This is a genomic window from Falsiroseomonas sp. HW251, assembly GCF_050563545.1.
GTDB lineage: Bacteria > Pseudomonadota > Alphaproteobacteria > Acetobacterales > Acetobacteraceae > Falsiroseomonas.
Window position 1 is genome coordinate 243345 of record NZ_JBNXUM010000006.1, and the last position, 12840, is coordinate 256184.

The window sequence follows — 12840 nt, forward strand, 5'->3', positions numbered from 1 at the left end:
TGGCGGACGAATTGGCAGGCAACCCAAGCGGTGCAGTGCGGCCAGCGTCACCGCGCGCCGCCCGGCCCTCGACCTGGGGCAGCCTCGCCATCGTGCTGGCGACGGCCGTCGCTGGCATCGCCATGCTCGCTCTGGACGCCTGGGACGTGCGCGCTCACCGGGCTGCCGCTACGCTGGCCGTGGCGCCGGCCCCGTCAGATGTCCGGATGGCCGAACTCGGGGGCGGGGCACTGCTGTTCCTCCTCCTCGTGGTGCTGGCCGCGACGGCGACGCGCCGGCGTGCCGCGGCCGAGGCTGAGGCGGAGGCGGTTCAGGTCGCGGCCTTGCGGCAGTCCGGGCAGATGGCCGCCGCTGCCGCGGAAGAGCGGCAGCGCCATCGCCGCGAGCTCGCCGCCCATGCCTCGGCGTTCCAGGCCACGCTCGATTGCATGTCGCTGGGGCTCTTAACCTTCGGCCGCCACGGGCGCCTCACCGCCGCCAACACCCGCTGCGCCGAGCTGCCCGGCGTGCCGCTCGAAGCGCTGCGTCCTGGTGCCACTCTTCCCGGCCTGATCACCGCGTCGCAAGAGGGAGGGCAGGCCGGAGCCGCCGAACTCCTGCAACGCCTTCTGCCGTTGGTTGTCCGCCGCGAGGCAACGTCCTTCCGCCATGACCTCGGCGACGGGCGGACGGCCCTCGCTCTGCACCGGCCGCTGCCCGATGGCGGCTGGCTCGCCACGTTCGAGGACGTGACGGTCTCGCGTGCTGCGGAACAGCGCCAGGCTGCGCTGCTGGAGCAGCACGCCACGACGGGGCTGCCCAACCGCGCCTCGCTGCGACCGAGGCTGGCCGCGCTTCTGCAAATCCACCGCGTGAGCGGCGGGCGGGTCGCACTGCTGCATATCAATCTCTCGCGGTTCCGTGCCGTGAACGAGGCGCTCGGTCATCACATCGGCGACGCCCTGCTGCGGGCAGTCGCCGGGCGGATGTCGCGGCTAGTCCGTGCTCGCAGCGGGGCGGACCTGCTGGCCCACGTCGGGGCCGACGAGTTCGTCCTGGTAACGGTGCCGGCGCCGAGCCTCCGCGGTGACCCGGCGGCCGAGGCGGCGGCCATCGCCGAACGCCTCGCGCTCGCATTGGCCCGTCCGTTCGAGGTTGAGGGTTACCGGATCCTGACCGGTGCGGCGATCGGCATCGCGCTGTTCCCGGCAAGTGGCGAGACGGCAGACGAGTTGCTGCGGAACGCCGCGCTCGCGACGCGCCTTGCAAAGGGTGCCGGCCAGCATGGCTTCTTCACGCCCGACTTGGCGATCGCCGCTCAGGCCAAGCGGCTGCTTGAGCTCGACCTGCGCCAGGCCCTGATGGAGGGTGCGGCCTCCGCCTTCGAGATCCATGGCGAGCCGATTGTGGAGGCCCGGTCACGACGCATGGCTGGTGTACAGGCGAGCCTACGGTGGCGTCACGCGGTGCATGGCCTCCTGCCGGCGCAGACGCTGGCGCCGCTTGCGGAGGAGTTGGGCCTCGTCCTGCCGCTGGGGCGGCTCGCCCTATGGCGGGCCTGCACCGAGGCCAAGGGCTGGCCCGTCGAGTTACGGCTTGCCTTGCGCCTGTCTCTACCGCAGCTGCAGGATGCCGGGCTCGTTGAGCGGGTCGCGGCAACGCTGGCGGAGACCGGCCTGAGCGCATCTCGCCTCGATATCCTGCTGCCGCTGGACGAGCTGAGAGAGCTGTCTTCAGCAGCGCTGGACGCGATGCATCGTCTGCGTGACCTGGGCCTCCGGCTGACACTCGATGACGTCGATGCCGGGGCGGACGCGCCTGCCGCGCTGCGCGCCTTTCCGTTCGACGGCGCCCGCCTGTCTGGGCTGCTTGTCTCGGAGCTGGGCGGCCGGAACCACGGCCTGGAGATGATGCAGGCCCTGCTGGCGCTCTGTGGCCGGCATGGCACACCGATCGACGCGGCCGGTGTGGAAACGGAGGAGCAGTTCGAGCTGCTGCTAAAGGCGGGCTGCCGACAGCTGCAGGGCCCGCTGTTCGGCCGCGCGCGCCCCTGCAGCGACCTCGTGTCGCAGCGTTGATCGCTCTACGACACGTTGGCACGAGAGCGACTGTACCCCGACATTTGGCGGAGAGCGCGTCACGGGGCGACCGCCATGATGCCACGTGACGGTTCTTGCGTGCCGGCGGCGACGTGCTGCGCCTTGGCAAGCCAGCCCTGCAGGTTGCGCAAGCGCTTGTCGACGCTTTTGATGTTGAAGGTCGCGATCTTCATTCTGGGACGTCTGGATCGGCCGCCGCGGCTTGCGGGCCGTGCAGAGCTAGCGTCGGAGGCGTGATGAAGATCCGTGGGTGGACGAGACGCGCAGCGTGTCGGGGCTGCTGCAGCCCGGCAGCGCTAGGCGGCTGGCGATGGCGGTGAACGAGGACCTCGCGCATGCGGGGGAGGACCTCAGGGTCGATCGGGCCGGAAGCGGTCATGGCGCGAGTATGTTCCTGTTATGTTCTCGCTGCAAGCCGATCCGAAATTCCGGGCTCGCTCAGAGCGGTCGGGGCAGGGCCAGGTCCGCTGAACACCCTCGCAGTCATGGCTCGTGACACATGCCCAGCATCAGCCGTGCTAGCCTCGCGACGGGTGAAGGAGGCGATTGCGATGAAGCCGCTCCGCATTCTTGCTCTGCTCACTCCGGCGATGTTGCCCTTGGCCTCAACTCCCGCGTCGCCGCAGGCCAATCTAAGGACTGAGTTCAGTCGCGCCTCGGAAACGCGCATCTCAACGTCGCATGGTGCCCTGACCTTGAGAGCACAGACCGACCCGCAGACGGGGAGCATGACCGGGAGCGCTACCTATGGCCCGGAGGAGCGAGACTGCGGCGGGCCGCTGACGGGGCTGGTCGAGGTCTACGCCGTCCGCTTCTCCGCTGGTCAGTGTTCCGGAAAAGGCGAGATCGCCGTGAACGGGATCGTGGGCAGCGTGACAACGCCGCTTGGAACCGAAGCCGTGCGGTTCTGGCCGGGCCGATAGTGGATGGGGCAATCGGCGCAGTCTCCGGCTGGCCTGCGGACGCGCGGCCTTGCCAGCCCGAGGCGCAGATGTTCGCCATCCTGTTCACCACCGAGCAACGGTCGTCGGCCGGTGGTGAACAGGCTTCGCTGCGGCGCTTCACTCGCGTGGCTTGTAGCGCGCGATCCACTCGTCCGGCGTCATGTCGTCATCCGGCGCGTCCACCACGTACGATCGACGACGGCGAGGCGGTCCATCTTCATCAGCGATGCTGCGCCCGGCGATGCGAGCCAGTTCGTCGTCGCTCAGATCGTCGGCGCGCGGGACACCGTTGATCACCGCGAAGGGCGCGTTGAAGCCGTGGTCCACCCGCTGCCGCTCGCTCCAGCCCGCCCGCCCCTTCATCCAGAAGATCGCCGCCGCGACGTTGTTGCCCTCCGTCGCCATCCGGAACAGCGATTGCGCCACCTTCGTCGTCGCCTCAGTCCCGCCGCGGTCCAGCTCCGCGCGGAAGTGCTTGCGCAGGGTCTTGGCGTCGATGTCGAGGAAGGTCGCGATCTCGTCCTGCGGCACCCCAAAGCCCGCCATGGCGCGGACGGTCCGGCGTTGCTCGGCGCTAGGTTCCAACCTGGCCGTCACCCTTCCGGGAGCGGCGCGCGGCCGGTTCTCCAAAATGCGGCGTTGGAAAACCTTCCAGCAGTGTTTTGCCGCGCTCCAGTTTGAGCCGGAACGCGGCAAACAGCGTCTCCCACGCGCGGTCGAGCTCCTCGACGGCGCCGTCGAACGCCAGCGGGCGCAAGCGATTTGGGAGCCGTCTGTGCGTCTGCATGCTCTGGATCGGATATCGCTCAAGCCGCTCGAGATCGGCAGGCGGTACTTTGGCTTCTTGAGCACGGACGGCCGTGACCAAGGCGGGGTCCGACCATTGGACCAGCGCATCCGCCAGGGGCACCGCGCCCTGGCGCGAATCGGGGTTAATGGGGTCGGGCATACCCGCAACTACGGACAAGTCGGAAGTACTCAAATTTCGGACCCGGACCTGATGCCGGTGCCGCCGCCACTTCTCCACCTCCCGCCCCACCTCCGCGAGGTCTGCGCCATCGTCGCCGCCGGCCTTGTGCGGCTTCGTAGCCGCACTGCCGAGGACTTCGCCCGCGACGCGGCTGAGACTGGAGACGGTTCGGCTACACTTCACCGCCGACCAGAGCGTGTGTGCGAACTCCCGCGAGAGGAGGTCCGCATGACACGCGCAAGTCGGGCAGCAAGGCAGGCCGCGCCGACCGAGCCCGCTGCGCCGAAACATTCCGTCGCTGCCGCCCGACACCGTCCTGGGCCGCTTGGACATCATCGCCGTCCACAAGATTGCCCGCCTATCCCGATCGCTGATCGACTTCGCCAAGCTGGTCGAGACGATGGAGGCGCACTGCGTCACCTTCGTCAGCGTGACACAGTCGCTCAACACGACAACCAGCATGGGGCGGCTGACGCTGAACATCCTGCTGAGCTTCGCGCAGTTCGAGCGTGAGGTGATCGGCGAGCGCATCCGCCACAAAGTCGCGGCATCGAAGGCGCGTGACATGTGGATGGGCGGCAAGGTGCCGCTCGGCTACGACTTCGCGAACCGCAAGCTGCTGGTGAACGAGGCCGAGGCCGCGCGCGTACGGCGCGTGTTCGAGCTGTTCGCCGAGACTGGCTCCGGCGTTGAGACGGTTCGGCACCTCCAGGCCGAGGGCGTCGCGGCGAAGTCGGGCCGGCCGCTGGACACGGGCGCCGCCTACAAGATCCTGAATGTGCGGACCTACATCGGGGAGGTCACGCATAAGGGGGAGGTTTATGCCGGCGAGCACAAGGGCATCGTGCCGCGGACGCTCTGGGACAAGGCGCACGCGATCCTGCAAGTCAGCCCGCGCGCCCGGGCGGCGCAGAACCGGCAGCACGCGCCGGCGCTGCTGAAGGGGCTGATCTTCGGCATCGACGGGCGGGCACTGTCGCCAAGCCACTGTCGGACGAAGGGACGCCTCTATCGGTACTACGTCGCGCAAGGCGTGCTGAAGGGCGACGCCGATGGCAACAACGGCATCGTGCGGCGGGTATCGGCCGCAGAGATCGAGGCTGCGGTGGTCGACCAGGTTCGCGCGCTGCTGCGCCAGCCCGAAATCATCGCAGGCACCTGGATGGCAGCACGTGCCGAGGCGCCGAACCTGAGCGAGCGCGAGGTCACGGACGCGCTGCAACGGCTCGACCCGCTATGCAGCGAACTCTTTCCGGCGGAGCAGGCGCGGATCGTGCGCGCGCTGGTCGACCGCGTCGTCATTAGGCCCGCCGCCGCTGGCATCCTGTTGCGTGTCGAAGGCCTGGCCGGATCAGCGCGCGACCTGACGCCTGTCACGCCTGACGCGCTTAGAGCCGCGGCATGAAACGGGACTCAGGCCGGATCGCAGGGGTAAGCCGGCATTCGTCGCGTGACCCGTACGGCGGCGCTTCAACCTTCGAGTACGAACGTCACCTCCATAGTGACGCGATACTCGGAGATCTGGCCGTTCTGCACGCTGGCTTTCATCTCGAGCACATGCAGTCCGGTGATCCCGCGAAGCGTCGCGTTGGCGCGCTGAAGCCCCTCCCTGACCGCGGCATCGAAACTCTGGCTCGAAGCCGCCGTGATCTTCGATACGCTAGCTACAGCCATCGCTACCTCCCTTCTCGGTGTCGACGGGTTGCAGCCCGGTCGACGGAAGCACCATACCCCCGGCCTGCCGCGACCGATGACGGCAATGGCCAGCATGCACGGAAGCGTGTGGCCGACGAGGCGCAAGCGTCAGGACGGAAGTGCGACGGATGAGCTTACAACACACGCACATCACTCTCCCGGTGCCGTTGACCATCCGGCGGAGGTCAGGGCGCAAGACGGTGGTGACGTCGGTCCGAGACGGCGGCGACGCCGCGATCGCGACACGCGCAGATCCGGCGCTGCTGAAGGCGCTGGCTCGGGCATTCCGCTACCAGCGGCTGCTGGACGAAGAACGCTATGCGTCGATCAGCGACTTGGCGGCGGCAGAGCGCATTGAGCGCGGGTACCTCGGCAGCCTGCTACGGCTGACGCTGCTGGACCCGGCGATCGTCGAGGCGATTCTGGACGGGCGAGGGCCGGGCGGGGTGACCCTGCCGCGAATGCTCGAACGTTTTCCGGTCACCTGGGCTGAGCAACGCAGAGAAATTCAGCCTCGCTGAACCCAAGGTGCTGCGCCGCGACCGACCGAGATGGGGGAAAAGCGCCCGTGCCGGCCGTCACCCGAGGAGCCGCGTCCCGCTCTTCCAAGCAGGGCCGTGCGCAGCAGGACGAGGCGTGGAGCAGAGACTTTCCTGCGATGGCTGATCATGGTCGATCGCGGGGCGCCTACCAATTTCCGCATAGCCGAAGTCCGAAATTGGCCATTAAGGCCTGACGCACGATACGAGGCCTCGTGCCGTTATCGGCGGAGCATGATCGCCGTGATCGAGGTCTGGACCACCCTTGCGCTGCTGAACGCCAACCTCTTCGCGCAGGCATCGAGGGCAGCGCTCGGGCTCGCCTGGGCGGGCGCAGCAAGGCCCGGCGGCGCCGGGCAATGGCATGATCCGGACCTGAGCGTCCTCGGCCTCGGCTGCATGCCGGCGAGCAAGCAAGAACTCCGGCGAGCGTACCGGCGGGCCGCGAGGACGGCGCACCCCGATACCGTCGGTGGAAGCCAGGAAGCGTTCCTGGCCGTGGTGGCGGCCTTCGAGAGGCTGTCCGCCGCACCGGCCGGCAGATGGCTTGGACGACCGTAGAGGCGCCTAGCCAGCGTCCGGTGTGACGAACCCTCTCGTCCGATCTTCATCCATCGCCGCGAACTCCGAAGGACACCGTCCCGTGTGAGGGTGTGTATGCCGTCCCGCAGCGACCACATTTGCTGCACTGCACAATAGTCTCTCGGAACAGCAACATGCATCTTGCCTTCTCCCGCTGGGCCACGCCCGGGTTCGCCCGCGGCGTCCCGGCCGCCCTCCTCGCCCTCACGGCCTTCGCGCTCCTTCCGCTGGCGCGTCCGCTGGCCTGGCTCTCTCTCACGTTGGCCTTGGCGGTGGTCGGTGCCGCCATCCTGGCCGCCACGCGGCGGCACTTCCTGGAAGCCTCGGCTCCCGCCGCAACGTTCGTAGGGAGCTAGCACCATGACCGACACTCAAACCATGCTCCGCCCCGCGGACACGGGAGCGGGCCATCCGGAGCGGCAGGTGGATCCCCGTCCGGTGACGCTGGCCTTGCAGGGCGGCGGCTCGCTCGGCGCCTTCTCCTGGGGCGTGCTCGACCGCCTGCTCGACGAGCCCGCCATCCGCATCGGCGCGGTCGGCGGCGCGAGTGCCGGGGCGATGAACGCGGCCATGCTCGTCCAGGGGCTCGCCACCGGCGGACCGGGTGAGGCCAAGCGCCTGCTCGAAGCCTTCTGGCGCCGCGTTGCCAACGCCTCCGGCTCGCCCGACGTGGCCGGGGCCGGGGTCCTCCTCCCCTTCGCCGGGATGCTGTCGCCCGTGGCCGACGCGCTGCGGCAGGCGGCCCGAGGGTTATCGCGGGATCAGGTCAACCCGCTCGGGCTGAACCCGCTCCGGGGCGTCCTCGACGGCCTGCTTGACCCGTCCGTGTTCGGCACCGAGCGCGCGCCCACGCTGGTCGTCTCCGCCACCCGCGTCCGGACCGGCGAGGCTCGGCTGTTCCGCGACGGCGAGGTCACCGACGACGCGCTGCTCGCCTCGGCCTGCCTGCCGCAGTTGTTCCCCGCCGTAGAGATCGATGGCGAGCAGTACTGGGACGGCGGCTACTCCGCCAACCCGCCGCTGCGGGCGCTGATCGAGGCGGGCGCGCCCGCCGACATGGTGCTGGTCAGGACGACGCCCGAGGACCGGCCCGACCCGCCGGTCGGCGCCTCGGGCATCGCCGAGCGGGTGGACGAGATGGCCTTCGGGGCGGCGCTGCGGCAGGAGTTGCGCTCGCTCGCCCTGGCGAAGCGCTTCCTGGCCGACCTGCCCACCTCGGCGGTGGGTACCTTGGCTCGACTGCGCGATGCCCGCATGCATGCGATCGGGGCCGAAGAGGCATTCCGCGCGCTCAAGAGCGGCAGCCACCGCGACGCGAGTTGGAGCTTCCTGACGGAGATGCGGGACCTCGGCCGTGGCGCCGCCGACCGCTGGCTCGAAGCCGACCTCGCCTCGGTGGGCGTCCGCTCGACGATGGACCTGTCCGGGTACACCGGGTCGACCCTCGACCCCATCGTCGCTGCGCCGCCGCTCGTCGTGTCGTAGGCACGCGGGAACGTCGCCGTGGCGACGCCGCGGGCGCGCGCGTCGGCGCCTGGACTCAGAGCGAGACCCGACCGCCGGTCGCGCGCTGGACTTGCGGGCCCCCGCACCGGCAATCCATGGCGGGTGTGGCGCGGCCCGAGAGGCTGACTCTGAATGGAAGCGCAGGGCCCCAAACGGGCGGAAAGCAAACTTCCCGGCAGCGGCGGAGCCATGCAAAATCAGGGAGCCATGACGGGCATCGTCTTTTGCCGCGCGTGATCCAAGGCCTATGTCTGGCCGGCGGGAACATCGTCCAGCGGCTTGCCGAATGAGCCGGGGACGACGACGCTGGCGGGCAGGATCAGGTCGGCGCGCAGCCCTGTATCGCGGTATTCGACATCGATGGTGCCGCCGAGGTCGTGGCGCAATTGCTGCTCGATGAGCTTGGAGCCGAAGCCGGTCTTGTTGCCGGGCGGGCGGATCGCCGGCCCTCCCTCCTCAGCCCAGTGGAGCAGGAGTTGCGCCGTCGCACCCCGGCCTTCCATGGACCAGGCCACGACAACCCGTCCGTGCTCCGCCGAGAGCGCGCCGTACTTCGCCGCGTTGGTCGCCAGCTCGTGCATTACCATGCCGAGCGACAGGGCCGCCTTCGGTCGCAGCCGCACCGGTGGCCCTGCTGTGGCAAGGCGGTCCGTCCGCTCCGCAATGTAGGGCTGCAGCTCCTTATTCAGCAGCTCCTGCAGCGACACCTCGCTCCAGTTACCCAGCGACACGAGCTCGTGCGCCCGCCCCAACGCCAGTATCCGTCCGAGGAAGCTGCGCCCGAAATCCTCCAGGGAGGGCGCCTGCCGTAAGGTGTGCCCGGCGATCGACTGCACCACCTGCAGCATGTTGCGGACCCGGTGGTTCAGCTCGTCGACGAGCGTCGCCAGGACCTCGCCCTCGACCACCTTGGTCACGTCGAAGAAGGTCAGGACCACCCCGTCCACCTCGCCCGTCGCGGTCCGGTAGGGCAGCACCCGCATGAGGTAGTGGACGGAACCGTCCTGCGCGGTGACCCGCCGCTCGACCACTTCGCGCCCGTTCAGGACGCTGCTCGCCTCCCGCCGCACGTCGATGCGGTCGAGGCGGCTGGCAAAGTCGGCCAGCGACCGGCCGATGTCGGTGCGGACCAGATTGAAGATCGAAGCCACGGCGGGCGTGAAGCCGCGGATCACCAGGTGCCGGTCGAGGAACACCGTTGCCACCTGCGTGCTGTCGAACAGGTTGCGCAGGTCGGCGTTAGCGCGATCGAGCGCGTCGTTCTTGTCGGTCAGCTCGTAGTTCGCCGTGCGCAGTTCCTCGTTGACGGACTGCAACTCCTCGTTCGAGGTTTCGAGCTCTTCGTTGATGGATTGGAGCTCCTCGTTGACCGAGACCATCTCCTCGTTGGCGGACTTCAGCTCCTCGGCGGTGGTCTCGTACTCCTCGACTGTGGACTGCAGCCGCTCTCGCGCGTCGCGCAAGTCGAGCTCGAGCTGCGCCACTGCGTCATCGCCAGCGGCGTCGCTGCCCGCGGCCGCCCCCGCGCCAAGCTGCGCCGGCCCAATGTCGTGGAACAGGACCACGAAGAGGGGATCGCCTCCGTCGGGCGCCGGCAGGGGCGTGACGGTCAGCTCGATCCTCTGGGTCAGGCCCTCGAACTGCACCTCGACGCGCCGACGCACCGCCTCGCGGCGCGTCTGCGCGGCCTCGCGCAGGGCGGCGCGCAGGTCCGGCCGCAGGCCACGGCGGGCCATCGAGAGCAACTGGCGGCTCGGTGCCCCGATCGCAGGTTCCAGGTATTTCCCGAGGCGCGCCGACTGGTGGATGATGTTGCCGTCACGGTCCACCAGCACGTGGGCAGGTGCGAACCGGTCGAGGACGAGGACCTCGGTCGCCCGCCGCAGGTCCGTGGCCGCGTGTGCCCTGCGGGACGGTCGCGCTGCGGCTGGCAACGGGCGCACGGCACCGCCCGCGAAGGGCTGGATTTGAAACGGCACGTTCGTGGCTGCGGTGACCAGGCGCCGGCGGTAGATGCGGTGGACCCGGTCCTCCACAGCGAACAGGTCGGCGTGCCGCGCGATGGTCTCAGCGACGCCGAGAAACAGGAAGCCGCCCGGCCGGAGCGCGTAGTGGAACGTCGGCACCACCTGCTCTTGCAGCCGGCCACCCATGTAGATCAGCAGGTTGCGGCAGGAGACCAGGTCGATGCGCGAGAATGGCGCATCGCGGATGACGTTGTGCGGCGAAAACACGCAGAGGTCGCGCAGTTCCTTCGACACCGCGTAGGTGACCCCGTCATGAGCGAAGTGGCGCGCCAGCCTGTCCGGCGCGATGCCCCCGACCATCGGCGCGGGATACCGACCGGACCGCGCGACCGCGAGCGCCGCCTCGTCGATGTCGGTGGCAAAGATCTGGCCGCGCGGCCCGTCGGGGTGAGCGTCCATGTGCTCGCGCAGCAGCATCGCGAGCGAGTACGCCTCCTCGCCCGTCGCGCAGCCAGGGACCCAGACGCGTACCGGCTCATCGTCGCCCCGCCCGTCGAAGAGGGCCGGCACCACGCTTTCCTGCAGCGCAGCAAAGGAGGCCGCATCCCGGAAGAAGCCCGTAACGCTGATGAGAAGGTCGCGGAAGAGATTGCCGGCCTCCTCTTGATCCTGCCGCAGGTGACCGACATAGGCGTCCATGTCGGGCAGCCGCAGCACCTGCATGCGCCGCTGCACACGGCGAAAGAAGGTCTTGTCCTTGTAGCCCGCAAAGTCGTGGCCGGTCCTCTCGCGCAGGATGCCGCTGATCGCATCCTGCGCATCGGCGCTTGCGCCGGCCTCGGTGCCGCGGCGATCGTCGTCGTCGAGACCGTCCAGGATAGAAAAGCCACGGATGAGCTCGGCGAGCCTCGCCGGCATCTCCTCCACCGAAACGATGAGATCCACGCCCCCGCCGGCGACGGCACTGGCCGGCATCTCGGGATAGCGCGGCGCGCTCCCGTCAGTGCCCTGCACAAGGGTCGGGCCGCCACGCTCCTTGATGGCCTTGAGGCCCAGCGTGCCATCGCTGCCGGTGCCGGACAGGACGATGCCGACCGCCTTGTCGCCGAGATCCTCGGCCAGCGAGGCGAAGAAGACGTCGATGGGCTGGCGCTCGCGGCGGGCGGCGGGGTCCTGGGGTCGTAGCCTGAGCCGACCGGCGGCAATGGTCATGACGGCATCGTTCGGCAGCACATAAGCGCGGCCCGGCTCCGCCATGTCGCCGTCGCGCGCGGCGACGACGGGCATCGCCGTGCAATCCGCCAGGATACCTGGCAGGGCGCTTTCGTGTCCGCTGCCGAGGTGGGTCACAACCACCAGGGCTGCGCGAGGTGGCGGTTCGGGCATGGCGCGGAACAGCGCCTGCAGCGCCTCGACGCCCCCGGCCGAGGCGCCGATCCCGACGATGGGCACGCGCTCGGCATGTTCCATTTTGGGCGCCTTTCGAGGCCGGGGGTACCGCGGCAGGCAAGCGGCCGGCTGATAGTCTTAATCCGCTGCGCCCCAGGTGCAGGACCGGCATCATTCAAACGCGCTATGTAACGTTAGTCTGCACGCTTTGCATGTCGAATCAGAAGCTCGCACCGGTATCCCGGCCCCGTCCGGGCAAAAGGGTTAATGCCGGGCCGAGCCTGCAGTTGCGGCTGACCTGCTTCGTGAGCGTGCCAAGCTGGGCTCTGGGCGAGGATTTGTCCCTCGAAGTCTCCGGCCATTACACGCTGGACCATGGAGCAGGCGCACGTAGTGTTGGAAGACCGACGCAGCGTCGGCAAGCCCTTGCTGCGGATCGGAGCGGCATCAGGACCGGACTGACAAAGCCGGTTTTCCGGAGTGGGTCGAACTCAGCTGTACCGACGGATGCATGGGGATCCGCTGTGGCCGCGATGGCGGCTCGCGCCGCGCAGGACGACGAACCGGCCCACGCGCTCGCCTTCGTCGAGAGGACGTCCACGCATGGTCACCCGCCCGTGCTCGAAGGCGCTCTGACCGCTCGCTCCTGACGAGGCGTCCGGGTTCACCACATTACGTGCCGGAGCAGACCAGCGGCTGACTGCCGAACCTTGCCGCTCAGTCACGTCCTTGGGCTCGGACGACCGCATTCCCACTTCTTACGGCGCAGACTGAGAGCATCAAGATGGCAACGGGCTGGGCCCCGGACGGGGCTGTGCAGGATCAAATCGACGACACGGTTACGGACGGCGTCCTCCGGGCCAGAGCGGCAATTCCGGGAGGCGAGAGCCAGACGCATTGCGCTGAGTGCGGAGAAGAAATCCCGGAGGCCCGCCGTCTGGCGATCCGAGGCGTTCGGACCTGCGTGCCTTGCCAGTCGGAGCGTGACCGCAGACCCATTAGCTTCGGCATCAACCGCCGGGGCAGCAAGGATAGCCAGTTGAAATAGAGCTGCCTTAAGCGGCCGACGCCAGGGCTGGCTGTCCGACTTCAGCTCGAGCGTTCGCTCTCACGCGCCTAGCAAGCTCCTTGCGGGCCTTCGCAATTGGGACCCCCGACAGCCGCCAGCGT

Annotated in this window: 12 protein-coding genes; 7 read left to right on the forward strand and 5 right to left on the reverse strand. The window is 68.9% G+C overall.

What is annotated here, in order from left to right; all coding sequences use genetic code 11:
- Window positions 1–92: 92 nt before the first annotated feature.
- The gene (locus ACLF3M_RS09675; protein ID WP_430656700.1) at window positions 93–2057 is read left to right on the forward strand and encodes a putative bifunctional diguanylate cyclase/phosphodiesterase; all 1965 of its coding nucleotides are present in this window, start codon (window positions 93–95) and stop codon (window positions 2055–2057) included.
- Between the two features lie 59 nt (window positions 2058–2116).
- Here ACLF3M_RS09675 and ACLF3M_RS09680 read toward each other — a convergent pair whose 3' ends face one another.
- A complete protein-coding gene (locus tag ACLF3M_RS09680) occupies window positions 2117–2251 on the reverse strand; it encodes a hypothetical protein (RefSeq protein ID WP_430656701.1) in 135 nt (44 codons plus the stop codon).
- 378 nt (window positions 2252–2629) lie between these two features.
- On the opposite strand from ACLF3M_RS09680, the gene ACLF3M_RS09685 reads away from it, so the two are divergent.
- Window positions 2630–3001 (forward strand): hypothetical protein, encoded by a 372-nt coding sequence (locus ACLF3M_RS09685; RefSeq protein WP_430656702.1) that lies wholly within the window; start codon window positions 2630–2632, stop codon window positions 2999–3001.
- A gap of 138 nt (window positions 3002–3139) precedes the next feature.
- Here ACLF3M_RS09685 and ACLF3M_RS09690 read toward each other — a convergent pair whose 3' ends face one another.
- On the reverse strand, window positions 3140–3553 hold the full coding sequence (locus tag ACLF3M_RS09690; RefSeq protein WP_430656703.1) for a hypothetical protein: 414 nt from the start codon (window positions 3551–3553) through the stop codon (window positions 3140–3142).
- Between the two features lie 43 nt (window positions 3554–3596).
- Window positions 3597–3971, reverse strand: a complete 375-nt coding sequence (locus ACLF3M_RS09695) for a hypothetical protein (RefSeq protein ID WP_430656704.1) — start codon at window positions 3969–3971, stop codon at window positions 3597–3599.
- Window positions 3972–4317: 346 nt separating this feature from the next.
- Between ACLF3M_RS09695 and ACLF3M_RS09700 the strand changes: the two genes are divergently transcribed.
- Window positions 4318–5397: a recombinase family protein gene (locus tag ACLF3M_RS09700; protein ID WP_430656705.1), complete on the forward strand. Its 1080-nt coding sequence runs from the start codon at window positions 4318–4320 to the stop codon at window positions 5395–5397.
- Between the two features lie 65 nt (window positions 5398–5462).
- Here the strand turns inward: ACLF3M_RS09700 and ACLF3M_RS09705 are convergent, their stop codons facing one another.
- Entirely contained in the window at window positions 5463–5666 is a 204-nt protein-coding gene (locus tag ACLF3M_RS09705) for a dodecin family protein (protein ID WP_430656706.1), read from the reverse strand.
- 182 nt (window positions 5667–5848) lie between these two features.
- Here ACLF3M_RS09705 and ACLF3M_RS09710 point away from each other — a divergent pair, with 182 nt between their 5' ends.
- From ACLF3M_RS09710 to ACLF3M_RS09720, 3 genes are all read left to right on the forward strand, one after another.
- Window positions 5849–6208 carry a hypothetical protein gene (locus ACLF3M_RS09710; RefSeq protein WP_430656707.1) on the forward strand — a complete coding sequence of 120 codons (360 nt, stop codon included), beginning with the start codon at window positions 5849–5851 and terminating at the stop codon, window positions 6206–6208.
- 252 nt (window positions 6209–6460) lie between these two features.
- Window positions 6461–6787 (forward strand): hypothetical protein, encoded by a 327-nt coding sequence (locus ACLF3M_RS09715; RefSeq protein WP_430656708.1) that lies wholly within the window; start codon window positions 6461–6463, stop codon window positions 6785–6787.
- A gap of 459 nt (window positions 6788–7246) precedes the next feature.
- Window positions 7247–8293, forward strand: coding sequence for a patatin-like phospholipase family protein (locus ACLF3M_RS09720; protein WP_430656709.1), 1047 nt, complete (start codon window positions 7247–7249; stop codon window positions 8291–8293).
- A gap of 266 nt (window positions 8294–8559) precedes the next feature.
- Here the strand turns inward: ACLF3M_RS09720 and ACLF3M_RS09725 are convergent, their stop codons facing one another.
- Window positions 8560–11751, reverse strand: coding sequence for a chemotaxis protein CheB (locus tag ACLF3M_RS09725; RefSeq protein ID WP_430656710.1), 3192 nt, complete (start codon window positions 11749–11751; stop codon window positions 8560–8562).
- Between the two features lie 703 nt (window positions 11752–12454).
- Between ACLF3M_RS09725 and ACLF3M_RS09730 the strand changes: the two genes are divergently transcribed.
- Entirely contained in the window at window positions 12455–12718 is a 264-nt protein-coding gene (locus ACLF3M_RS09730; RefSeq protein WP_430656712.1) for a DksA/TraR family C4-type zinc finger protein, read from the forward strand.
- Window positions 12719–12840 lie beyond the last annotated feature (122 nt).